Raw genomic sequence first — 22,417 nt, forward strand, 5'->3', positions numbered from 1 at the left:
ACACGGCGGGTCAACCTCGGGTTCCCCACCCAGACCTGAGCAGCCGCAGCACGCCCGCCCCGGCCAGGTAGGTCAGCAGTGCCGGGGCGGGCGTGCCGAGCGGCTCGGGTACCTGCTCCGCCGTGGCGCTGTTGATCAGCAGCGCGACCACCACTGCGGCGTACCCGGCCACGGTCAGTACTCTGCGAGCCCAGGTGCCCCGGCCCGCCCGGCGGGCGGTGCGGTGCCGGGCGCTGCGCGCCTCGACCGGCCCGAAGATGGCGACCAGCACCGCCAGGACGACCGCGAGCAGCAGCAGCCACGGGACGCGCCACGCCCACCAGGCGCCGGAGCCGACGGCAGGGGTGGGCAGGGTGCCGGTGGCGTCGAGCAGCCCGATCAGCAGGATCGCGGCGGCCAGGTGCCAGAGGAAGACGGTCAGCACCACCAGGTTGACCCCGATCACCAGCTGCCACGGGCCGGTGCGGCGCATCAGGCGTCCGGCCGGGCCGCGTAGCAGCAGGACCAGGCCGAGTTGGGCGGCGGCGACGGCCAGCAGTGCGAGGCTGGGCGGGCTGGAGTTGTCCAGGCGTTCGCCGGGCACGTGCAGCATGGCCACCGGCCACGGGCCGGGCCCGGTGAGCAGCAGTACGGCGGCCAGCCCGCCGGCCAGGAAGACGAGCCCGGCCCGTCTGGAGGTGGGCAGTCGTCGTCGACGTACCCCCGAATGGTCGTGGGTCGGCGGGCCGGCGGTCTCGGCGGCGGCCGACGGCGGTGCGGCCCCGGCCGTGGGCGGTGTGTCGCGAGCGTCGTACCAGGCGAAACCGAGCTGGTGTACGGCCATCCAGCCGAACAGGTAGCTGCCGTAGCTCAGCTCCTCCGGCCCGGTCATCCGGGCCAGGTCGCCGAGGCCCACCAGGACGACCAGCACCAGCGGGACGGCCAGGCCGAAGCGGCGGTGCAGCGCGTACATCGGTGGGGTCAGCGCGACCACGGCCAGGTAGGCGACCAGGAACCACAGCGGGATGGTGGCGAACCAGAACACCTCGCGGACCCGGGTCGGGTCGGCGTCGAGGAGCCGGGCCACCACCGCCGCGCCGGTGAGCACGAGCAGCAGCGTGCTGGTGGGGCGGACGAGTCGGGCACTGCGGTCGAGCAGCCAGCCGGTGGCGTCGCCGCCCCGGGCGCGCAGCCGGGTCAGCGAGGCCGCGTTGGCGTAGCCGCCGACCAGGAAGAAGACGGGCATCACCTGGGCCAGCCAGGTCAGTGGGTACGCCCAGCGCAGGTCCCCGAGCGCGGAGTGCCCGACGGGCCGCCCGGCGGTGTCCCGCCCGATCACCGTGACGCCCCAGTGTCCGATAACGACCATGGTGATCGCGAGCGCGCGGAGCAGGTCGACGTACCGCTCGCGTCCGGCCGGGGTGCGCTCGGCGAGTTGGCGCAGACGGCGCATCGTCCCAGGCTAGGCGAGCCGGTGGCGGCCGGTGGCGATAACAGTTCGACAGTCAGGACTTGAAGTCCGGGGCCGGCTGTCGTAGAAATTCTTCAGCAACAACCAGTGAGCTGAAGAGAATCGACGTGCCTCGCGTGGCGGACGCCCTTCCCCCAGCACCGGTGGCCCGCCCGACCCGACCCGAGGAGACCTCATGAACAGGCGTGACATTCTGCGGCGCAGCGCCGCGGCCGGCCTGCTGGCCACCCCCGCAGCCGGCCTGCTTGCCGGCTGCGCCACCGGCGGCGGCGACAAGGACGATACCGAGACCTACAAGGGCACCAAGAGCGCCGACAACCCGCTCGGCGTCAAGGAGGACGCGCCACTCGAGGTCGTGATCTTCGGCGGCGGGTTCGGCGAGGAGTACGCCAAGGCCCACGAGGCCATGTACACCGAGAAGTACCCGAAGGCGAAGATCAAGCACTCCGCCACCCAGGAGATCAGCAAGACCCTCCAGCCGCGCTTCGTCGACGGCACCCCACCGGACGTGGTCAACAACTCCGGCGCCGGCCAGATCGACTTCAACGGCCTGGTCAGCCAGAACGCCATCGCCGACCTGGGCGAGCTGCTCGCCGCGCCGAGCCTCGACGTGCCCGGCAAGACCGTCAAGGACACCCTGCTGCCCGGCGCTGTCGAGGTCGGGTCGTACGACGGCAAGTTCCTCGTGCTCAACTACACCTACACCGCGTACGGCATCTGGTACTCCGAGAAGCTGTTCACCGAACGCAAGTGGGAGTACGCCAAGACCTGGGACGACCACATCGCCCTGTGCAAGCAGATAAAGGCCGCCGGCATCGCCCCCTGGACGTACGCGGGCCTGCACCCGCGCTACATGAGCTGGCCGCTCATCGCCACAGCCATCAAGCTCGGCGGGCCCTCGGTGGCCACCGCGATCGACAACCTGGAGCCCAACGCCTGGAAGTCCGAGTCGATGAGGACCGCCGCCGACGCGTGGCACCAGATCGTCAAGGACAAGTTCATCCTGGAGGGCTCCCCAGGGCTCGACCACAAGCAGTCCCAGACCGCCTGGTGCCAGGGCAAGGCCGCGTTCATCTCCTGCGGCTCCTGGCTGGAGAGCGAGCAGAAGGACGTCACCCCCGCCGGGTTCAACATGACAATCGCGCCGACCCCGAGTCTGGGCAGCGGCGACAAGCTGCCGTACGAGGCGATCCGCGGCACCGCCGGCGAGCCGTTCATGGTGCCCGCCAAGGCCCGCAACGTCGCCGGTGGCCTTGAATACTTCCGGACCATGCTGTCCCGCAAGGGCGCACAGGACTTCACAAAGAAGGTCGCCAGCCTCACAGTTGTCGCCGGTGCCACCGAGGGCGTGGAGCTGCCGTACGGGCTGACGACCGTCGTCAAGGCGCTCAACGCGTCCGGCACGAACGGCTTCAACTGGGTCTACAACAACTACTACCGCAAGCTGGAGCGCAACCTCGTCGACGCCGCCTGCGGCGAGTTCTTCAGCGGCCGGATCGGCCCGGCGGAGTTCCTCGAACAGTGCCAGAAGGGTGCCGACTCGATCGCCCAGGACAGCTCGATCAAGAAGTACAAGCGAGCGGCCTGAACAGCCCGGCCGGCGGGGGCGCACCAGCTCCCGCCGGCCGCACCCCGGGAGAGGTCCACAGTGAAACATGGCAAGTGGCCGCTGATCGTCACCTTCCTGGTGCCGCCGGTGCTGCTCTACGTCGTCTTCGTCGTCTCGCCGTACCTTCAGGCATTCCAGATCTCCACCACCGACTGGCTCGGCTACTCGGCCGACGCCAACCCGGTCGGCCTGGCGAACTTCAAAGCCCTGTGGCACGACGACTACGTCTGGAACGCGTTGAAGAACAACGCGATCCTGCTGGCCCTGGTGCCCGTGCTGACGATCGTGCTCGGGCTCTTCTTCGCCACGATGCTCGCCCTGGGCGGGCGCAAGGGCCGCGCCGGCGTGACAGGTGTACGGGGCGGCGCGCTGTACCGGACTGTGTACTTCTTCCCGCAGGTGCTCTCCGTGGTCATCATCGCGTTGCTGTGGAAGGAGGTCTACCACCCCAACAAGGGTCTGCTCACCGCCGCCCTGCACGGGCTCGGCCTGCCCGCTCCCACCTGGCTCGGTGACCCGGCCACCGCCTTCTGGTGCGTGCTGGCAGTGATGGTGTGGAGCAACGTCGGCTTCTACGTCGTGCTGTTCGGCGCCGCGATGTCGGCAGTGCCCAAGGAGATCTACGAGGCGGTGCTGCTCGACGGCGCGTCCCGGTTCACGACGCTGCGCCGGGTCACCCTGCCCCTGCTCTGGGACACCGTGCAGGTCGCCTGGGTCTACCTGGCCATCTTCGCCCTTGACGGGTTCATCCTCGTACAGCTGATGACCAACGGCGGGCCGAACTTCTCCACCGACGTGATCGGCGTGCGGATGTACGACACCGCCTTCGGCAGTGAGACCAAGTTCGGCTACGCCTCGGCGATCGGCGTGGTGATGTTCTTCCTGACCCTCTCGGTGGCGGTGCTGTCACTGCGGGTCGGCCGGCGCGATCGGATCGAGTACTCGTGACCACTGTGGACCAGCCAGCCGTCTCAGCGCCGACGTCGACCACCGGCCGGGACCGCCCGGTGCGGCGCGAACTCGGCGTCGCAAACACCCTCTCGCACGGCTTCCTGCTGCTCTGGGGCCTGCTCACCGTACTGCCGCTGCTGTGGATGTTCCTCAGCTCGTTCAAGAGCAACGGCGAGATCCTCGCCGACCCGTGGGGGCTGCCCGGGGCGCTGCACTGGGACAACTGGGCGCGGGCCTGGACCGGCGCGCACATCGGCAGGTACTTCCTCAACAGCCTCGTCGTCGTCGCCGGCTCGGTCAGCCTCACCATGCTTACCGGCGCCACGGCCGCGTACGTCTTCGCCCGGTACGAGTTCCGCGGCCGGCAGTTCGTCTACTACCTGTTCGTGGGTGGGTTGATGTTTCCGGTGTTCCTCGCGCTGGTGCCGCTGTTCTTCGTGGTCCGCAACGCCGGGCTCTTCGGCACCTGGACAGGCCTGATCCTCGTGTACTCGGCGTACTCACTGCCGTTCACGGTGTTCTTCCTTACCGCGTTCTTCCGGACCCTGCCCACCTCGGTGGCGGAGGCAGCCATGGTCGACGGCTGCGGTCACTTCCGGCTCTTCTTCCGAGTGATGCTGCCGATGGCACGTCCGGGATTGATCAGTGTCGCGATCTTCAACTTCCTCAGCCACTGGAACCAGTTCCTGCTGCCGCAGGTGCTGATGCAGGGCGACGAGTCCAAGTGGGTGCTCGCCCAGGGGCTGTTCGCGCTGTCGGTGAGCCAGGGCTACGCCGGCGACTACGCGCGGTTGTTCGCCGGGTTGAGCATCGCGGTGCTGCCGGTGCTCGCCGTCTACGTGGCCTTCCAGCGCCAGGTCCAGGCCGGCCTGACGGCAGGCCAACTCAAGTAGCGCCTGTCGGGCTGGGCCTCCGTCTCTGCCATCCAAGATCCGCGCAACTTCGGTGAAACTGCTGCCTCGCGGCGCGCTGAGGCAGCAACTTCACCGAAAGTGTGCGGATCTTGGGGGTGGCGGCGGGGCGGCGGGGCGGGGCGGGGGCGCGGGTGGTGCGGCGGTGGTCAGGGGGTGGGGAAGAGGCGGGCGTGTAGGGCGGTTGGGTCGGTCACTTCGGGCAGGTCGCGGGCGGCCATCCACGCCGCCGCGGCGGCACCGTCGCCTGCGGTGCGCAGCGGCGCGTCCGGCCAGTGCCGGGCGATCTCGGCGCGGACGGCGGTGGCCAGCGGCGTGTCCCCGGTGAGCAGTCCGCCGCCGAGCACTACCGGTGTCGTGGCTCCGGCTGGGCGGATCCGGCCGACGCTCGCGGCCAGGTGCGCGGCGGCTTCGGCGACGAGCGCGGTGGCCACCGGTTCGCCATCGGTGGCGGCGGTGACGACAAGTGGGGCGAGTCGAGCCAGCTCGATCGGTGGCCGTCGGGTGACCGCCTGGATGGTGGAGTCCACTGTGTCCCGGGGGCGGGCGGCGATCTCGGCGCTGCCCATCAGTTCCGTGAGCACCGCGGTGGCCAACGCGCCGGGGGTGCGGCCGGTGTCCAGGTCGGCGAGGAGCCGGCGGACGGCTTCGCGACCGAGCCAGAAGCCCGATCCGGCGTCGCCGAGCAACCAGCCGTGACCGTCGGCGACGCGGTCCAGCCGCAGGTCGCGGACCTGTGCGGTGATCGCCCCGGTGCCGGCGATGAGCACTGTGCCGTCGGGCTCGGCGGTGCCCGCGGCGTACGCGACGAGGGCGTCGCCGTGCACGGCGTACGGGCAGCGGAGGCCCGCGTCGTGCCAGGCCCGGTCGAAGGCGGCCCGGCCGGCGGGGTCGGCGTGCAGGCGTGCGGCTCCGGCCAGCCCGATGGTGCCGGCGGCGACCCGGGCCGGGTCGGTGCCGGCGAGCGCCCCGCGCAGCGCGGTCAGCAGTTCGGTGGCGGCCTGTTCGGCACCGTGGCTTGTGGGGTTTCCACCGCCGGCGCGGCCGGTGCCGAGACGTTCACCGGTGAGGGTCAGGGCGGTCGCCCGGGTGGACGTACCGCCGATGTCGAGCCCGATCACGACGGTGTCGGACATCGGCACGGCCTCCTTGCGTTGCGCGGTGTCGGGGCCTGTTCATGCTGGTCGGCGCCGTCGCCCGGGGCAAGACCCGGCGAGTGCGCCAGGTAACAGTTTGAAAACTTCGCCCACGGTCTTGACACAGAGGGCCCTTCAGTAAGAACTTTTACCACTAACAGTTAACAGTCTTTTCGAAAAGGTGAGGCGTCGATGAGTGAACACGAGGTGGACACCGCCGCGGGGACCGCGGTGGTCGATGCCGACGTGTTCGACAGGCGCGGCACGCTCGGATCCGCCTCGGACGGGGTGCTGGCCCGGGTCCGCAACGGCCTCGGCGAGCTGACCGGCGCGCTGCGCCGCGTCGCCGAGCACGTGCTGAGCGACCCGGAAGCCGCCGCCCGATCCACGATCGTGGAGCTCGCCGAGCGCAGCGGCACCTCACCGGCCACCATCACCCGCTTCTGCCGGGCCATGGGCTTCGAGGGCTACGCGGACCTGCGGCTCGGCATCGCCTCCGAGACCGGCCGGGCCCGCTCCGCCGGCTGGACCGTCGACATCGGCCGGGAGATCCAGCCGGGCGACCCCCTCGCGCGGGTCCTCGACCAGATCATGGCCGCCGACACCCGGGCCATGCACGACACGGCCGCGCTGCTCGACCTCGTCGAGGTGGAACGGGCCGCGGTGGCGATCGCCGGTGCCAACCGGGTGAACATCTTCGGCGCCAGCGGCAGCGCACTGGTGGGCGAGGAGATGCAGTTCAGCCTGCACCGCATCGGGGTGGCCGCGTGGGCCTGGAACGACGTGCACGAGGGTCTGGCCAGCGCGGCGCTGCTGCGTACCGGCGACGTGGCGCTGGGCATCTCGCACACCGGGCAGACGCGGGAGACCATCGAGATGCTCGCCGAGGCCGGCAGCCGGGGCGCCACCACCCTCGCCCTCACCGGCTTCCCCCGCTCACCGCTTGCCGAACTGGCAGACATCGTGCTGCTCACCGCCAGCCAGGCCACCACCTTCCGGCCGGATGCGCTCTCCGCCCGCCACCCCCAGTTGGTGGTACTCGACCTGCTCTACATCGCCGTTGCCCAGCGCACCCACGACCGCGCCCACGCGGCCTTCCGGCGTACCGCGCAGGCCGTCGACGGGCACAAGGCCGCGAAGGGAGCCACTTCATGATCAGTGCCCAGGGGTACGCGGACGCGGTCCGCCCGGTGCTCGACCGGCTGCTCGACTCCGAGGCGGACGGGATCACCCGTGCCGCCGACCTGATCGCCGACAGCCTGCGCTCCGGAGGTGTGCTCCAGGCGTTCGGCGCCGGGCACTCCGAGGGGTTCGCCGCCGAACTGGTCGCCCGGGCCGGCGGGCTGGTCCCCACCAACCGGCTCTCGGTACGGGACCTGGTGGTGCACGGCGACGCCCCGCGCGACGTGCTCGCCGACCCCAAGCTGGAACGCGACCCCTGCATCGCCCACCAGATCTACGACCTCGCGGCACCCCAGCCGCGTGACGTGTTCGTGGTGGCGTCCCAGTCCGGCATCAACGGCTCGGTCGTCGAGCTGGCCGCGCTGGTCACCGAGCGCGGTCACCCGTTGATCGCTGTCACCTCCGTCGAGCACACCGCACGGGTCGCCCCACGGCACCCGTCCGGTCACCGACTCGCCGACCTCGCCGACGTCGTACTGGACAACGGCGCGCCGTACGGCGATGCACTGCTGCCGCTCGAGGGCGGCGGCGCGGTCTGTGCGGTCTCCTCGGTCACCACGGCGCTGCTGGCGCAGCTGCTGACCGCGGAGGTCGTACGACGGTTCCACCAGGCCGGGGAGGTACCCCCTATCTACCTCTCCGCCAACGTCCCCGGTGGGGACGAGCACAACCTCGCCCTCGAGTCGCGGTACGCCGGGCGTCTCCGGCGCACCGCCTGACCCGAAATTCCACAAGGAGAGACGACGATGTCGATTACCCCCGAGCACCCGGCAGCACTCGACCGTCGCACTGTGCTGCGTCGCGCCGCCGCCGTGGGCATGCTCGCCACTCCGGCCATCGGCCTGCTCAGCGCCTGCGCCACCAGCGGCGGAGACGAGAAGAACGAGCAGGTCGCCGAGGGCACCAAGAGCGCCACCAACCCGCTGGGCGTCAAGGAGGACGCCCCGATCGAGGTGATCATCTTCAACGGTGGCTACGGCGAGAAGTACGCCACCGACGTGCACGAGCCGCTGTACAAGAAGGCGTTCCCCAAGGCGGAGGTCAAGCACCAGGCCACGCAGGCCGTCTCCACCGTGCTCCAGCCGCGCTTCGCGTCCGGTAACCCGCCGGAGTTCGTGAACAACTCGGGCGAGAAGCTTATGGACTTCGGTGCGCTCGTCGCCGACGGTCAGCTCCAGGACCTCACCGAGCTGTGGGACGCCCCGTCGGTCGACGACCCGGCCAAGAAGGTCCGCGACACGGTGGTGCCCGGCACCGTCGAGGCGGGCTCGTTCAACGGCAAGCCGTACGTCCTGTACTACGTGTCCACGGTCTTCGGCATCTGGTACTCCGGCAAGCTGTTCAAGGACAACGGCTGGGCACCGGCCAAGACCTGGGACGACTTCATCGCCCTCCTCACCGCCATCAAGTCCAAGGGCATCACGCCCTACGGGTACGCCGGGTCGAACGCGGCCTACTACCAGTGGAACGTGATCCTCACCCAGGCCGCCAAGATCGGCGGTACGGACGTACTCAAGAACATCGACAACCTGGAGGACGGCGCCTGGAAGCAGGACGCCGTCAAGCAGGCCGCCGCCGCGTGGGCAGAGGTGGGCGCGAAGTTCAGCGACAAGAGCTTCGAGGGGCTCAAGCACACCGACGTGCAGCTGCGGCAGAACCAGTACAAGGTGGCCCTGTACCCCAGCGGTGACTGGCTGGAGGGCGAGCAGAAGCAGGACACCCCGCCCGGCTTCGACTACCAGCTCATGCCGGTGCCGAGCCTGACCGCGTCGGACAAGATGCCGGCCACCGCCCTGCGGGCCACCGCGGGCGAGGGCTACTTCGTCTCGGCGAAGAGCAAGAACCCCAAGGGCGGCCTGGAGTACATGCGCCAGATGCTCTCCACGGCGGGCGCGAAGGGCTTCACCGAGGTGGTGAAGGCCCCGACCGTTGTCACCGCAGGCTCGGAGGGCTTCGCCTTCCCGCCCGGTGTGGCCAGCTCGCAGGCCGCGCTCAAGGCGGCCGGTCAGGACGTGTTCAACCTGTACTTCGACGGCTGGTACAAGGAGCTCGACACGGAGGCGCGGACCGCCACCAACGAGCTGATGTTCGGTCGGATCAACGCCGACGCCTTCGTGGAGCGCATCCAGAAGAAGGCCGACGCGATCAAGAAGGACAGCTCCGTCGCCAAGTTCAAGCGCTGATCGATCGGAGCTAGGGTCATGCGGCACGGCAAGTATCCATTCGTGGTCGGGTTCCTGTTCGCCCCGGTCACGCTGTACGTGGTCTTCGTCATCGCGCCGTACGCGCAGGCGTTCCAGATCTCGATGACCAACTGGCGGGGCCTGTCGGCCCCGCAGTGGGTGGGCTTCGACAACTATCGGAGGCTGCTCGACGACGGCAGCTTCCTGAAGGCGGTCCAGCACCACGGCGTACTGCTGCTTGCCCTGCCGCTGATCACCATCGCGATCGCGCTGTTCTTCTCCTTCCTGCTCAACGTGGGTGGCAAGAGCAGCGGCGGTCAACGCCAGGGGGTCTGGGGGGCGAAGTTCTACCGGGTGGTGTTCTTCTTCCCCCAGGTCCTGGCGGTGGCGATCATCGCGGTGCTGTTCCAGATGGTGTACCGGCCCAACGAGTCCGGCCTGATCAACGGCGTACTCATGAAGTTCGGCATGGAACCGATCCTGTTCCTGGTCCAGCCGAACCTGGCCCTCTGGTCGATCATCGCGGTGCTTGTGTGGCAGGCCGTCGGCTTCTACGTGGTGCTCTTCTCGGCCGGGATGGCCTCCATCCCGGGCGAGATCTACGAGGCCGCGGAGATGGACGGCGCGACGAAGGTGACGCTGTTCTTCCGGGTCACCCTGCCGCTGCTCTGGGACACCCTCCAGGTGGCCTGGGTCTACCTGGGCATCGCGGCGTTCGACGCGTTCGCCATCGTCGCCGTGCTCTCGGTGGACAGCGGCGGCCCGGACGGCGCCACCACGGTCCTGGCCATGGAGATCTACCGCAACGCGTTCGTCTACTCGAAGTACGGCTACGCCTCCGCCATGGGTGTGGCGCTGTTCTTCCTCACCATCACGTTCGCGGCGCTGACGCTGCGGCTCACCAAGCGGGAAAGCGTGGAGTACTGATGAACCCGCAGTCGACGCTGCCGCCCACACCTGCGGCGCTACCGCCGAAGACCGGCGACCCGGACGCGACCGGCCGGCGGGGCAAGGGCCCCCGCTCGGAGGTGCGGCTCCTGGCCGGTATGGGGCACATCGCGCTCGCCGTCTGGGCGGTCATCGTGATCGTGCCGATCCTCTGGACGTTCCTCGCCGCGTTCAAGAACACCAGCGAGATCTTCAGCAGCCCGTGGACGCTCCCCGGGGAGCTGCGCTGGGAGAACTTCGGTCGGGCCTGGACCAAGGCCAACGTCGGCCGCTACTTCCTCAACAGCGTCATCGTCGTCGGCTTCAGCACGTTCGGCACCATGCTGCTCGGCTCGATGGCGGCGTACGTGCTGGCCCGGTACAAGTTCTGGGGCAACCGGGCGATCTACTACCTGTTCGTGTCCGGGTTGGCGTTCCCGGTCTTCCTGGCCCTGGTGCCGCTCTTCTTCGTGGTGCGCAACCTGGGCCTGCTGGACACCCACACCGGCGTGGTGCTCGTCTACATCGCCTACTCGTTGCCGTTCACCGTGTTCTTCCTTGCCGCGTTCTTCAAGACGCTGCCGTCGTCGGTCGCCGAGGCCGGCATGATCGACGGCTGCGGGCACACCAGGCTGTTCTTCCAGGTCATGATGCCGATGGCGAAGCCCGGCCTGATCAGCGTGGCGATCTTCAACATCATCGGTCAGTGGGCGCAGTACCAACTTCCCCTGGTGCTGCTGTCCAATGCCAAGGACAAGTGGGTCCTCACCCAGGGCATCGCAGACATCTCGGTAAACGCCGGCTACGAGGCGGACTGGTCCGGGCTGTTCGCCGCGCTGACAATCGCCATCCTCCCGATGATCATCGTGTACGCGGTGTTCCAGCGGCAGATCCAGGCCGGCCTCACCTCCGGTGCGGTGAAGTAGTAAAGGCGCCGAGAAGTAAGGAAGGGCACCTTATTAACGCCTGGTGTATAGGAAGGGCCCCTTGTTAACACCTTCCACAGACGAGGTGTTAACAAGGGGCCCTTCCTTTCACCTCGGTCACCTCGGGTGCTCGTCGGCCCGGGTGTGCCAGGAGTGCCAGAGCGCCGCGTACGCCCCGCCGGCCGCGACCAGCTCGTCGTGACTGCCGATCTCGGTGATCCGACCGTCGGCGAGCACGGCGACCCGGTCGGCGTCGTGCGCGGTGTTGAGCCGGTGCGCGATCGCGATGACGGTACGCCCGACGAGCACTGCTGCCAACGCCCGTTCGGTACGCCGGGCTGTGGTCGGGTCAAGTGCGGCGGTCGCCTCGTCCAGGATCAGCGTGTGCGGATCGGCGAGAACCAACCGGGCCAGCGCCAGCTGCTGCGCCTCGGCCGCGCCGAGTTGCCGGGCACCGTCGCCGAGCGCGGTGTCCAGCCCTTCCGGCAGGTCGGCGTACCAGTCGGCGCCAACCGTGGCCAGCGCGGCGCGCATCTGCTCGTCGGACGCGTCGGGCGCGGCGAAGGCGAGGTTGTCGCGCACCGAGCCGATGAACACGTGGTGCTCCTGGGTGACAAGGGCGATCCGGCGACGTCGCTCGGCCGGGTCCAGGTCGGTGACGGGGCAACCGCCGATGCTGACGACACCTTGCCGGGGTGCGTCGATCCCCGCCAGCAGCCGGGCAAGTGTGGACTTGCCGGCTCCCGACGGACCGACAACTGCCAGCCGCTCACCCGGCTGCACCTGAAGGTCGATGCCGTGCAGCACGTCCTGCCCGTCGGTGTAGGAGAACCGCGCGCCCCGCACGACGAGCCGCTCACCCCGCGACGCAGCAGTCCTGCCGGGCGGCTCCGGCGGGACCATGCCGACACCGAGCACCCGGGCGTACGACGCGAAGCCGCGCTGCGCCTGCTCCGTCCACTGCAACAGCCGGTCCAACGGCTCGATCGCCTGCTGCAGATAGAGGGCGGCTGCGACCACCGCGCCGAGCGTGACAGCGTCCCGGAAGAGCAGGAAGCCCCCGACGAGCAGGACCAGGGCGACCGGCAGCGGATAGCTCGCCTCCACCACCGAGAAGAACACCGTACGCAGCGCGAGTGTCGCCCGTCGGGCCGACCACAGCCGGGCGATGCGGGTGGTGCTGTGGCTGATCCGCTCGTCGGACAGCCGGAGCGCCTCGACAGTGCGCGCGCCCTCGGCGGTGGTGGTCAGGGTCTCGGTCAGCTCGGCCGAGGCTGCGCCCTCGGCGAGGTACGCGGGGCCGGCCCGGCGCAGGTACCAGCGGGTCACCGCCACGATCGACGGCAACCCGGCCAGCGCGGCCAGCCCGAGCAGCGGGTGCAGCAGGAACACCGCCCCGTACAGCAACGTCAGTTGGACCGTCGCGATGACGATCGTGGGCACCACGTCGCGCACTGTGGTGCCGACCGTAGCCACGTCGACTGAGCTGCGGGTGGCCAGATCCCCGGAGCCGGCGTGCTCGACCACCGAGACGGGCAGCCCGAGCGTCCTGTTGACGAACTCCTCGCGCAGTTCGGCGACGGCCCGCTCACCGAACCGGTGGCCGGCGTACTGGGCGTAGCGGGAGAGCAACGCGCTCACCAGGACGCAGCCGGTGATGGCCAGCGCCAGTCGGTCCACGGTGGTCACGCCCGCGCCCGCGGTGACCCGGTCGACGATGGTGCCCAGCAGCCAGGGCGGAGCGAGCCCGGCGACGGCGGCGGCACTGTGCAGCGCCAGCACGATCCCTACCGCGCGGCGGTGACGGCTGATCATGTCCCGCAGAGCCCGGCGTACGGTGCGGCGGTCGGCCACCGGCAGCCGGCTCACCGGTACGCCTCCTCGGTGTCGGCGGGCTTGTCGAGGTCGGGGTCGTCACTGCCCCGGGCCACCAGGTGCCGATAGTCGACGTCCCGGTCGAGCAGGTCGGCGTGGCTGCCGGTGGCGGTGATCCGGCCGGCGCTCAGGTGTGCGACCAGATCGGCGCGACCGAGCAGCAGTGGCGACGTGGAGATCAGCACTGTGGTCCGTCCGGCCCGCGCGGCACGCAGCCGCTCGGCGATCCGCGCCTCGGTGTGCGCGTCCACCGCCGACGTCGGGTCGACGAGGATCAGCACCTCCGGCTCGGCGAGCAGTGCCCGAGCCAGGCGTACGCGTTGGCGCTGGCCCCCGGACAGCGTCCGGCCCCGGGCGTCGATCGGGGTGTCCAACCCGGCGGGCAGGGCGTCGACGACGTCCTCGGCGGAGGCGACCCGCAACGCCGCGTTGAACCGGTCGTCGTCGTCGGCGGCGGTGTGCAGGATGTCCCGCAGGGTGCCGGCGAACAGGTAGGACTCGTGGTCGGCCACCAGGATCCGGGCCCGGACCTCGTCCAGGGCGATCCCGGTCAGCGGTACGCCACCCCAGGTGGTTTCGCTGACGACGTAGCGGCCGAGCCGGTCGGCCAACGCGACTGCCGCGGCCGGATCGTCTGCCGCCACACCGGTCAGCCGGCCCGCGCGCACGGTCAGCCCGGTCACCGGGTCGTACAGGTCGGCAGGCCCGGCCGGCGCAGCCAGCACACCGGGCTGGCGTGCGTCGGGCACAGTGCCGGGCTGGCGTGCGTCGGGCACGGCGCCGGGCCGGCGAGCGTCGGACAGGGTGCCCGACTGGCGGCGGCCGGGGCCGCCGACGTCGTCGGGGGGCAGCCTGAGCAGGGCGACGATCCGCCGGGCGGCAACCCGGCCCCGGATCAGCTGGTAGCTGCCCTCCAGCAGGAACCAGACCGGCACGATCAGGGTCGCCACGTAGCCGTAGACGGCGACAAGTTCACCGACCGTGACGTCACCGGCCACCGCCATCCGGGCCGTCAGCCACACCACCGCCGCCAGGAACAGCCCGGGGATGGCGACGATCGCCGCGTCGATCCAACTGTTGACAGCGCCCACCCGGTAGCCCTCGGCGCGCAGGTTCTGCGACCTTGCCGCGTACCGCCGCGCGAACAGGTCCCGGCCGCCCACCCCGGCGAGCACGCGCAGCCCGGCCACGATGTCACCGGACCGGGCGGTGAGGGCGCCCTGCTGCTTGCGGTAGACCGACTCGGCCCGCTCCAGGCGTCGCAGCAGCGGCCCGACGACCAGCCCGACCACCGGTACTCCCACCAGCACGCAGAGCGCGAGCAGCGGGGAGATCGACCAGAGCAGCACGGCGATTACCGAGTACGCGACGACAGCGCCGACACCCGGCCCGGTCAGCGTCAGCACCTGCGCCGACCAGTCGATGTCGGAGCCGCCGATGGTGGCCACCTCGCCGGCGGCCACCCGGCGTGGTAGCGCCGCGCCGATGCGCGACACCTGGCGCGACACGACAGCCGCCGACCGGGCCTTGGCGTCCTCCCGGATGAACGTCATGGTGCGGTGCCGCATGGTACCCAGGTACGACAGCCCCACCCCCGCGACGACGATCGCCACGACCCAGAGGGCAAGGGCGCGGATGTCACGTGCGCGCAGCCCGTCGTCGACAGCGCGGGCGATCAGGTAGGGCCGCAACGACAGCGCGACCATCCAGGCCGTACCCAGGAGGCTCCCGCGAAGCACACGCCCGGGCTGGCGCCGGACCAGCCACCACAGGTAGCGCATCGGCCCCCTCGTGTCCGGAATGCCGGGCTCGGGGTGGGGGATCTGTGGGGGCACCCGGTCACGCTACCGACCGTTCCCGCCATTCACCGACCCGTTTTCGCCTGCGTCGGCCCGCTTCCGTAGGGTGGGCTCGGTCGATGTCGGACGGGCGAGGCAGAATCACATCCGTGCTGGTGGCGGTGGTGTCCGATGAGCGCGGTGGGGGCGAGCTGCGCCCCCTGGACGTTGCTGGCCGGCCCACCGGCCCGACCGAGACCGTCGCCGACCTGGCCGCCGCGGTGGCCGCGCGGGAGGCCACCGAGCGCCCGCGCTGGGTCTGGCCGACCGCCAGCACTGTCTATCCGGCGCTGCTGCGGGCCGGCGTACGCGTCGACCGCTGTCACGACGTGGAGCTGACCGAGGCGCTGCTGCTCGGCCACGCCGGCCGCTGGGGTGAGCCGCGTTCCCTCGCCGCGGCCTGGGCGCGGCTCACCGGCGCACCGGTCCCGCCGGATCCGCCGCCGCGCCCGATCGCGCCGCCCGGGCACGGCCAGGTGGCGCTCTTCGACGCTCTGCCCGGCCCGGCGGGCCCGGGCATCGACGCCTTGATCCAGGTGTACGCCGACCAGCTCGCCCGTGTAGCCGACACCGAGCATCCGGGCCGGTTCCGGTTGTTGGTGGCCGCCGAGTCGGCCGGAGCGCTCATCGCTGTGGAGATGGGTGTCGCGGGGCTGCCCTGGCGGGCTGAGGTGCATGACGCGGTCCTCGCCGAGCTGCTGGGCGAGCCGTCCCCGGTGGGCGGTCCGCCGCGCCGGCTCGCCGAGTTGGCCACCCGGATCGCGGACGCGCTCGGCGTCCGGCAGTTGCACGCCGATTCGCCGGCCGAGTTGCTGAAGGCGTTCGCCCGGGCGGGTGTGGAGTTGCCGAACACGCGGGCGTGGGTGCTGCGCGGGGTGGACCATCCGGCGGTGCCACTGGTGCTGGAATACAAGGAGCTCTACAGGATCTGGACGGCGCACGGCTGGTCCTGGCGTGAGCAGTGGGTGCGCGACGGGCGGTTCCAGCCGGAGTACGTGCCGGGCGGGGTGGTCTCCGGCCGCTGGGCCACCCGTGGTGGGGGCGCGTTGCAACTTCCCAAGGTGATCCGTCGGTCGGTGGTGGCCGACCCGGGTTGGCGTTTGGTGGTCGCCGACGCCGGCCAACTGGAGCCGCGGGTGCTGGCGGCGGTCTCCGGCGACGCGCGGCTCGCGGCGGCGGGCGGCGCGGGCGACCTCTACGCCGCGCTGGCCCGGGACTCGTTCGCCGGTGACCGGGACCGGGCCAAGCTGGCGATGCTTGGCGCGATGTACGGGCAGACCGGCGGGGCGGCGTTGCCCGCGTTGGCGGTGCTGAAACGCAGCTACCCGACGGCGTTCGCCTACGTGGAGGCGGCGGCGCGCACCGGTGAGGCCGGTGGGTTGGTGCGCTCCTGGCTGGGGCGGACGTGTCCGCCCGGCTCGTTCGGGTTGGGTGACCCGGACGACGGTCCGGTCGACCCGGACGGCGCGGCCGACCGGCAGAGCCCGCGGGCGCGTGCCGCGCGGTCGCGGGGGCGGTTCACCCGCAACTTCGTCATCCAGGCCACCGCTGCGGAGTGGGCGTCCACACTGCTTGCCACGTTGCGGACCGCGCTGGTCGGCACCGACGCCGAGCTGGTCTTCTTCCAGCATGACGAGGTGATCGTGCATGCTCCGGCGGAGCAGGCCGAGGCGGTCGCGGCGGCGGTGGAGCGCAGTGGTGAGCGGGCCACCGCGTTGTTGTTCGGCGAGACTCCGGTGCGGTTTCCGCTGGATCTGTCCATCGTCGACTGCTACGCCGACGCTGCCTGACCGGTCGCCCGTCCGCGCCGGGTGATGCCGGACGTGTAACGGTTGCGCTATTTCTCCTTTTCGCCCCGCCACCCTCGCCCGGCCGTCCTCGTTGCAGTGTCCGTAGGAGGGGCCGGCCGGTCACGGTCGGTCCCGTGCTTGAGGGGGCGCAGCTGAACCGGATCGCAGGAATGATCATCGCCGCCGGTGGGGGCCGCCGCATCGGCGGTCCCGAGGCGCTGCTGCACCAGGGGGAGAAGCCTCTGGTCAACCAGATGATCGACACGATGACCGAGGCGGGCTGCGAGCAGATCGTGGTCGTGCTGGGTGCCGCCGCCGAGCAGGTCCGACAGACCGCCGACCTGGGCAGGGCCACCGTAGTGATCAACAAGGCGTGGGGCACCGGGGTCGGGTCGTCCATCCGGGCCGGCCTGGCAGCGATGGATGACGAGGGGATCGAGGCGGTGGTGGTCGTCCCGGTCGACATGCCGGGCCTGACCGCCGCAGCGGTCCGCCGGGTGGCCGCGCTGCCGTACCCGGACGTGCTGGTCTGCGCCACCTACGACGGGCTGCGCGGCTACCCGATGCTGTTCGGCCGCCGGCACTGGCCCGGCATCGCCACCCTGGCCAGCGCCGACGTGGGCGCCCGGCCGTACCTGCTGGCGCACAAGGACCAGATCGTCGACATCGCCTGCGACTCGGTCGCCGACGGCAGCCGCGTCGACACCCCGGAGTTGATGGCGCTCTACGGTCTCACCGTCCCGCCGCAGCGGGTGGGCGTCTAGTCAGCTGGCCCGGCAGGCCGGCAGCTCGGGAGGCCGCAGCGATGACGCGTGGCGGTGTGCAACGTCGCCGGTTCGGTGATGGGTGACGTCGGAGGAGGGTGGGAACCTACCCTTCGCTTCCTTTGCTCTGCTTCAACCCACGCAACACCGCGCGTCCGATAGTCGGACACCGGCTGTTGCGTCAGTTGAAGCAGAGCAAAGGGCGTGACCCACCCTGCCGCCTGCCGAGGATCCAGGGCCGAGGATCCAGGGCCGAGGACCCAGGGCCGAGGGCTGAAGGCGGCCGGCCGCAGACGCGCCGCAGGCCGCCCTCCCGGGCAGTCGGCGGCGCGTCGTCGTGCGGTTACTCCGGAGCCTCGCCCAGCTCGCCGGTCGCGGCGAGTCGCTGGTACCAGTGGGCGCTGTCCTTCCAGGTGCGCTCCTGGGTGTCGTAGTCGACGCGGATGATCCCGAAGCGGCGGTCGTAGCCGTAACCCCACTCGAAGTTGTCAAGCAGCGACCAGACGAAGTAGCCCCGGACGTCAGCGCCCTGCGCGCGGGCGTCGGCCACCGCGCCGATGTGGCGACGTAGGTAGTCGACGCGCTGCTCGTCGTGGATCCGGCCGTCGGCCGAGACGACGTCGTCGAACGCCGCGCCGTTCTCGGTGATCATCAGGGGCTGGCTCGGGTACTCGCGGTGCAGCCGCAGCAGCAGTCCGGTCAGCGCCGCCGGGTCGATGTTCCACCCCATCGCCGTGTACGGGCCGGGCTGCGGCAGGAAGTCGACGTCGTCGGCGCCGACCCACGGTGAGTGCGCCGACGCGCCGTGACCGTCGGCGTCCGAGCGGGCCGAGTGCCCGTCCCAGGCGCGTACCAGGGTGCTGGAGTAGTAGTTGACACCCAGGACGTCCAGCGGCACGGCGATCACCTTCTCGTCGCCCTCGCGCACGAACGACCAGTCGGTGACACTCGCGGTGTCGGTAAGCAGGTCCGCCGGGTACGCGCCGGTGAGCATCGGGCCGAGGAAAGCCCCGTTGGCCAGCGCGTCGATGCGCCGCGCCGCGTCGGCGTCCGCCGCCGAGTCCGACTCCGGCCGGACCACGTGCAGGTTCAGCGTCACCGACAGTTCGGCGCTCGGGGCCAACGCCCGGACCACGCGACCGGCAAGGCCGTGGGCGAGGTTCAGGTGGTGCACCGCCGCCAGCGCTGCCGCCGGTTCGGTACGCCCCGGCGCGTGCACGCCGGACGCGTAACCCAGGTACGCCGAGCACCACGGCTCGTTGAGTGTCGTCCAGGTGTGCACCCGGTCGCCGAGCGCGGCGACGATCCCCGACGCGTACTCCTCGAAGCGCAGCGCGGTGTCCCGCACCGGCCAGCCGCCGGCGTCCTCCAACTCCTGCGGCAGGTCCCAGTGGTACATGGTGGCGACCGGTCGGATGCCACGCTCCAGCAGGCCGTCGACCAGCCGGGAGTAGAAGTCCAGGCCAGCCTGGTTGAACCGCCCGGAGCCGCCCGGCTGCACCCGCGGCCAGGAGATCGAGAAACGGTACGCGCCCAGGCCCAGCTCGGCGATGTGGTCGAGGTCCTGCGGCCAGCGGTGGTAGTGGTCGGCGGCCACGTCACCGGTGTCGCCGTTGAGCGTCCGCCCCGGGGTGTGGCTGTAGGTGTCCCAGATGGACGGGCCGCGGCCGTCCTCCGTCGCAGCGCCCTCGATCTGGTACGCCGCCGTCGCCGAACCCCAGACGAAACTCTCCGGGAAGGTACGTTCCGTCATCGCCCCACCACCTCCGTGCCAGCCACCACACAGTCGTATCCCGACGAGGCGCCCGCCACCAACTCGGCGGTGGCGACCCCGTCGCGGAAACTCACGTCGAACTCCGCGCCCGGCCCGTCCCCGGGTGCCGGGATCCGCACCCGTTGGCGTTGCCCCGGCGCCGGTGCGTAGAGCCGCAACTGCACGCCGTCCGCCCATTCGTAGTCCGGCCGGTCGGAGCGTGCCCCGAACGGGATGACAGCGCCCGGCCGGGCGAGCACCGGCACGCTGTCGAACTCGTGCTTCTCGGTGACCCACGCCGGGCCGGTGACCTGCGCGCCGGTCACAAGGTGCGTCCAGGTGCCGGCGGGCACATAGTAGGTGACCTGTCCGTCGGCGCTGAGCACGGGCGCGACAAGCACGTCGGAGCCGAGCATGTACTGCCGGTCCAACTGCGCCGCGGCGGGGTCGTCCGGGAACTCCAGGATCATCGGGCGCATCATGGGAATTCCGTCGCGGTGCGCCTCCTGCGCGGCGGCCGCCAGGTACGGCATCAGGCTGAGCTTGAGCCGGGTGAAGTGCCGCAGCACGTCCACGGCCTCCTCGTCGTACGCCCACGGCACCCGGTACGAGCCGGAGCCGTGCAGCCGGGAGTGCGACGAGAGCAGCCCGAAGGCGATCCACCGCTTGAACACGGCCGGGTCGGGGGTGCCCTCGAAACCGCCGATGTCATGGCTCCAGTAGCCGAAACCGGACGCGGCCAGGGACAGCCCGCCGCGCAGCGACTCGGCCATCGCCACGAACGTCGACTCGCAGTCGCCACCCCAGTGCACCGGGAACTGCTGCCCGCCGGTGGTCGCGGAGCGCGCGAACAGCACGGCCTCGCCCTTGCCGCGCTCGGCCTCCAGCAGCTCGAAGACCGCCTTGTTGTAGAGGTAGGAGTAGTAGTTGTGCATCCGCTGCGGGTCCGAACCGTCGTGCCACACCACGTCGGTCGGGATGCGCTCACCGAAGTCGGTCTTGAAACAGTCGACGCCCATGTCCAGCAGGACCTTGAGTTTGCCGGTGAACCAGCGGACCGCGTCCGGGTTGGTGAAGTCGACGAGCGCCATACCGGCCTGCCACTTGTCCCACTGCCACACCGACCCGTCGGGGTTGCGGACCAGGTAGCCGGCCTGCCGTCCCTCCTCGAAGAGGTACGACCGCTGCGCGATGTACGGGTTGATCCAGACGCACACCTTCAGGTCACGCTCGTGCAGCCGACGCAGCATCCCCTCCGGGTCGGGGAACATCGCCGGGTCCCAGACGAAGTCGACCCAGTGGAACTGGCGCATCCAGAAGCAGTCGAAGTGGAACACCGACAGCGGCAGGTTCCGCTCGGCCATCCCGTCGACGAACTCGGTGACGGTCTTCTCCTCGTACGAGGTGGTGAACGACGTCGACAGCCACAGCCCGTACGACCAGGCGGGGACCCGGGCCGGCCGGCCGGTCAGCGCTGTGTAGCGGCGCAGCACGTCCTTCGGGGTGGGCCCGTCGATGACGTAGTAGGTGAGGGACTGGCCCTCGACGCTGAACTGTGTCTGCGCGACGACCTCCGAGCCGACCTCGAACGACACGTGCTCCGGATGGTCCACGAAGACCCCGTAGCCGGCGCTGCTGAGATAGAACGGCACGTTCTTGTACGCCTGCTCGCTTGCCGTGCCACCGTCGGCGTTCCAGATGTCGACGGTCTGACCGTTCTTCACGAACGGGCCGAACCGCTCGCCCAGCCCGTACACCGTCTCGCCGACGCCGAGCGCGAGACGGTCGTGCACGTACCGGCGGCCCTCGCCGTCGGTAACGATGCCGACGCTGCGCGCGGTGGACGCGGTGATCAGCCGGTCGCCGTGCAGGAAGTCGACCCGCCAGCCGTCGACGAGCGCGACCCGGGCGGTCAACTCGCCGGTCGTGAGCGAGGCGGTGATCCCGGTGATGTCGACGGCGACCGGGAACTCGTCGTCGGTGGTCAGCCCGAAGTGCGGCTCGCGGGGCAGCCCGCCACTGTGGTGGCCGATTGTCACCCCGACGATGCCGGGCGCGGGGGAGAAGAACCGGACCGTGACCACCGGGCGGTTGAGGGTGTCGCCCCGACCGGTGATCTGACCGGACGGCGCGAAGACTGTGAAACCGCTGTCGTCCGGCTCCACCGATTCGACTGTGCCGGGGCGCAGGACACTGACCCCTGGGCGCAGTTGCCAGTACCCGTCGGTGAACTTCACTTCTCGGCTCCTGCCGTGATGCCGCGCGCCAGAGTGCGCTGGAAGATGAGGAAGAAGAGGATGGCCGGCACCAGGCTGATCAACGCGCCCGCGTTCGTCGTCGGGGCGTCCATCAGCCGGTCGCCCTGCAACGACGCGATCGCGACCGGGATGGTCTGCGTCTGGTTGTCGATGAGCATTACCAGTGGGATGAGGAACTCGTTCCAGGTCCAGATGAAGAAGAAGATGAGCAGCACCGCGAGGGTGGGCCGCAGGTTGGGGAAGACCACCCGCCACAGCACAGTCCACTTGCCGGCGCCGTCGAGCGCCGCGGCCTCCAGCAGCGAACGCGGGAACGTGCTCATCACCGAGGCGAGCAGGTACGTGCCGAACGCGCTCTGGATGACGGTGAAGATGATGATCACCGCGAGCCGCGTGTTGTAGAGCCCGACCTCTTTCGCCACGTAGTACAGCGGGTAGATCAGCGCCTCCTGCGGAAGCATGTTCGCCAGCAGGAAGAGCCCCACGATCCAGAGCCGGCCCCGGACCCGGCCGATGCCCAGGGCGTACGCGTTGAGCAGCGAGACGGCGACGCCGAGCACCGCCACGGACCCGGCGATGAGCGCCGAGTTCCAGAGCTTCAGCGGAAAGTTGACCTCGGTCCAGTACGTCCGCAGGCCCTTCGTGTAGAACTCGCTCGGCCAGCTCAGCGGCCCGCTCGACGAGTAGTCACTCGGCGACTTGAACGCGTTGAGCAGCATGAACGCGAACGGCACGAGCATGGCGAGCGCGGCGATCGTGACGAGCGCGAGCACGATCCACCGGCCGGCGCCGCGGTGGTGCCTGTCGCGTACCGGGCGGCGCGGCGCTACCGGCGTGGGTGTCGGAGTGAGCGTGACGGACATG

Annotated in this window: 17 protein-coding genes; 10 read left to right on the top strand and 7 right to left on the bottom strand. The window is 70.5% G+C overall.

The window, feature by feature from the left end; translation table 11 throughout:
* Positions 1-10: 10 nt before the first annotated feature.
* Entirely contained in the window at positions 11-1,432 is a 1,422-nt protein-coding gene (locus ACPXB1_RS26825; protein ID WP_425735957.1) for an acyltransferase family protein, read from the bottom strand.
* 193 nt (positions 1,433-1,625) lie between these two features.
* On the opposite strand from ACPXB1_RS26825, the gene ngcE (ACPXB1_RS26830) reads away from it, so the two are divergent.
* Genes ngcE (ACPXB1_RS26830) through ACPXB1_RS26840 form a run of 3 tightly spaced genes read left to right on the top strand, consistent with a single transcriptional unit; the run spans position 1,626 to position 4,903 of the window.
* Positions 1,626-3,038 (top strand): N-acetylglucosamine/diacetylchitobiose ABC transporter substrate-binding protein, encoded by a 1,413-nt coding sequence (gene ngcE / locus ACPXB1_RS26830; protein ID WP_425735958.1) that lies wholly within the window; start codon positions 1,626-1,628, stop codon positions 3,036-3,038.
* A gap of 60 nt (positions 3,039-3,098) precedes the next feature.
* On the top strand, positions 3,099-4,007 hold the full coding sequence (locus ACPXB1_RS26835) for a carbohydrate ABC transporter permease (protein WP_355594516.1): 909 nt from the start codon (positions 3,099-3,101) through the stop codon (positions 4,005-4,007).
* Positions 4,004-4,903 carry a carbohydrate ABC transporter permease gene (locus ACPXB1_RS26840; RefSeq protein WP_355594518.1) on the top strand — a complete coding sequence of 300 codons (900 nt, stop codon included), beginning with the start codon at positions 4,004-4,006 and terminating at the stop codon, positions 4,901-4,903. The genes ACPXB1_RS26835 and ACPXB1_RS26840 overlap by 4 nt, the downstream gene beginning before the upstream one ends.
* Before the next feature lie 167 nt (positions 4,904-5,070).
* Here the strand turns inward: ACPXB1_RS26840 and ACPXB1_RS26845 are convergent, their stop codons facing one another.
* Entirely contained in the window at positions 5,071-6,057 is a 987-nt protein-coding gene (locus ACPXB1_RS26845; RefSeq protein WP_425735959.1) for an N-acetylglucosamine kinase, read from the bottom strand.
* A gap of 192 nt (positions 6,058-6,249) precedes the next feature.
* Between ACPXB1_RS26845 and ACPXB1_RS26850 the strand changes: the two genes are divergently transcribed.
* The 5 genes from ACPXB1_RS26850 to ACPXB1_RS26870 are packed head-to-tail and all read left to right on the top strand — an operon-like array spanning position 6,250 to position 11,275.
* Positions 6,250-7,212: a MurR/RpiR family transcriptional regulator gene (locus ACPXB1_RS26850; RefSeq protein ID WP_355594522.1), complete on the top strand. Its 963-nt coding sequence runs from the start codon at positions 6,250-6,252 to the stop codon at positions 7,210-7,212.
* Positions 7,209-7,958 carry a sugar isomerase domain-containing protein gene (locus ACPXB1_RS26855; protein WP_425735960.1) on the top strand — a complete coding sequence of 250 codons (750 nt, stop codon included), beginning with the start codon at positions 7,209-7,211 and terminating at the stop codon, positions 7,956-7,958. Before ACPXB1_RS26850 ends, ACPXB1_RS26855 begins: the two co-directional genes overlap by 4 nt.
* A 27-nt stretch (positions 7,959-7,985) precedes the next feature.
* Positions 7,986-9,422, top strand: coding sequence for an N-acetylglucosamine/diacetylchitobiose ABC transporter substrate-binding protein (gene ngcE / locus ACPXB1_RS26860; RefSeq protein ID WP_355594524.1), 1,437 nt, complete (start codon positions 7,986-7,988; stop codon positions 9,420-9,422).
* An 18-nt stretch (positions 9,423-9,440) separates the two neighbouring features.
* Complete coding sequence (locus tag ACPXB1_RS26865) at positions 9,441-10,349, top strand: carbohydrate ABC transporter permease (RefSeq protein WP_355594526.1); 909 nt, start codon at positions 9,441-9,443, stop codon at positions 10,347-10,349.
* Positions 10,349-11,275, top strand: coding sequence for a carbohydrate ABC transporter permease (locus ACPXB1_RS26870; RefSeq protein WP_355594528.1), 927 nt, complete (start codon positions 10,349-10,351; stop codon positions 11,273-11,275). Before ACPXB1_RS26865 ends, ACPXB1_RS26870 begins: the two co-directional genes overlap by 1 nt.
* Before the next feature lie 117 nt (positions 11,276-11,392).
* On the opposite strand, the gene ACPXB1_RS26875 is transcribed toward ACPXB1_RS26870, so the two are convergent.
* Complete coding sequence (locus ACPXB1_RS26875) at positions 11,393-13,090, bottom strand: ABC transporter ATP-binding protein (RefSeq protein WP_425735976.1); 1,698 nt, start codon at positions 13,088-13,090, stop codon at positions 11,393-11,395.
* 50 nt (positions 13,091-13,140) lie between these two features.
* Positions 13,141-14,931, bottom strand: coding sequence for an ABC transporter ATP-binding protein (locus ACPXB1_RS26880; RefSeq protein WP_355631096.1), 1,791 nt, complete (start codon positions 14,929-14,931; stop codon positions 13,141-13,143).
* 137 nt (positions 14,932-15,068) lie between these two features.
* Between ACPXB1_RS26880 and ACPXB1_RS26885 the strand changes: the two genes are divergently transcribed.
* Both ACPXB1_RS26885 and ACPXB1_RS26890 read left to right on the top strand, forming a co-directional pair.
* Entirely contained in the window at positions 15,069-16,778 is a 1,710-nt protein-coding gene (locus tag ACPXB1_RS26885) for a bifunctional 3'-5' exonuclease/DNA polymerase (RefSeq protein WP_355594035.1), read from the top strand.
* A gap of 170 nt (positions 16,779-16,948) precedes the next feature.
* Positions 16,949-17,542 (top strand): nucleotidyltransferase family protein, encoded by a 594-nt coding sequence (locus ACPXB1_RS26890; RefSeq protein WP_355594274.1) that lies wholly within the window; start codon positions 16,949-16,951, stop codon positions 17,540-17,542.
* 343 nt (positions 17,543-17,885) lie between these two features.
* Here the strand turns inward: ACPXB1_RS26890 and ACPXB1_RS26895 are convergent, their stop codons facing one another.
* Genes ACPXB1_RS26895 through ACPXB1_RS26905 form a run of 3 tightly spaced genes read right to left on the bottom strand, consistent with a single transcriptional unit; the run spans position 17,886 to position 22,416 of the window.
* Positions 17,886-19,295: a GH1 family beta-glucosidase gene (locus ACPXB1_RS26895; protein ID WP_425735961.1), complete on the bottom strand. Its 1,410-nt coding sequence runs from the start codon at positions 19,293-19,295 to the stop codon at positions 17,886-17,888.
* Positions 19,292-21,532, bottom strand: coding sequence for an alpha-xylosidase (gene yicI / locus ACPXB1_RS26900; protein ID WP_425735962.1), 2,241 nt, complete (start codon positions 21,530-21,532; stop codon positions 19,292-19,294). The genes ACPXB1_RS26895 and yicI overlap by 4 nt, the downstream gene beginning before the upstream one ends.
* Entirely contained in the window at positions 21,529-22,416 is an 888-nt protein-coding gene (locus tag ACPXB1_RS26905; RefSeq protein ID WP_355594041.1) for a carbohydrate ABC transporter permease, read from the bottom strand. The genes yicI and ACPXB1_RS26905 overlap by 4 nt, the downstream gene beginning before the upstream one ends.
* Between the last annotated feature and the right edge of the window lies 1 nt (position 22,417).

Source organism: Micromonospora sp. DT68, assembly GCF_049847245.1.
Taxonomy (GTDB): domain Bacteria; phylum Actinomycetota; class Actinomycetes; order Mycobacteriales; family Micromonosporaceae; genus Micromonospora; species Micromonospora profundi.

Excerpts from the sequence above, each read along its gene's own strand:
- ACPXB1_RS26855 (WP_425735960.1), top strand. The coding sequence starts at position 7,209 with ATGATCAGTGCCCAGGGGTACGCGGACGCGGTCCGCCCGGTGCTCGAC.
- ACPXB1_RS26885 (WP_355594035.1), top strand. The coding sequence starts at position 15,069 with ATGTCGGACGGGCGAGGCAGAATCACATCCGTGCTGGTGGCGGTGGTG.
- ACPXB1_RS26850 (WP_355594522.1), top strand. The coding sequence starts at position 6,250 with ATGAGTGAACACGAGGTGGACACCGCCGCGGGGACCGCGGTGGTCGAT.
- ACPXB1_RS26895 (WP_425735961.1), bottom strand. The coding sequence starts at position 19,295 with ATGACGGAACGTACCTTCCCGGAGAGTTTCGTCTGGGGTTCGGCGACG.
- ngcE (WP_355594524.1), top strand. The coding sequence starts at position 7,986 with ATGTCGATTACCCCCGAGCACCCGGCAGCACTCGACCGTCGCACTGTG.
- ACPXB1_RS26845 (WP_425735959.1), bottom strand. The coding sequence starts at position 6,057 with ATGTCCGACACCGTCGTGATCGGGCTCGACATCGGCGGTACGTCCACC.
- ACPXB1_RS26825 (WP_425735957.1), bottom strand. The coding sequence starts at position 1,432 with ATGCGCCGTCTGCGCCAACTCGCCGAGCGCACCCCGGCCGGACGCGAG.
- ACPXB1_RS26875 (WP_425735976.1), bottom strand. The coding sequence starts at position 13,090 with ATGATCAGCCGTCACCGCCGCGCGGTAGGGATCGTGCTGGCGCTGCAC.
- ngcE (WP_425735958.1), top strand. The coding sequence starts at position 1,626 with ATGAACAGGCGTGACATTCTGCGGCGCAGCGCCGCGGCCGGCCTGCTG.
- ACPXB1_RS26890 (WP_355594274.1), top strand. The coding sequence starts at position 16,949 with ATGATCATCGCCGCCGGTGGGGGCCGCCGCATCGGCGGTCCCGAGGCG.
- ACPXB1_RS26905 (WP_355594041.1), bottom strand. The coding sequence starts at position 22,416 with ATGTCCGTCACGCTCACTCCGACACCCACGCCGGTAGCGCCGCGCCGC.
- ACPXB1_RS26870 (WP_355594528.1), top strand. The coding sequence starts at position 10,349 with ATGAACCCGCAGTCGACGCTGCCGCCCACACCTGCGGCGCTACCGCCG.
- ACPXB1_RS26880 (WP_355631096.1), bottom strand. The coding sequence starts at position 14,931 with ATGCGCTACCTGTGGTGGCTGGTCCGGCGCCAGCCCGGGCGTGTGCTT.
- ACPXB1_RS26865 (WP_355594526.1), top strand. The coding sequence starts at position 9,441 with ATGCGGCACGGCAAGTATCCATTCGTGGTCGGGTTCCTGTTCGCCCCG.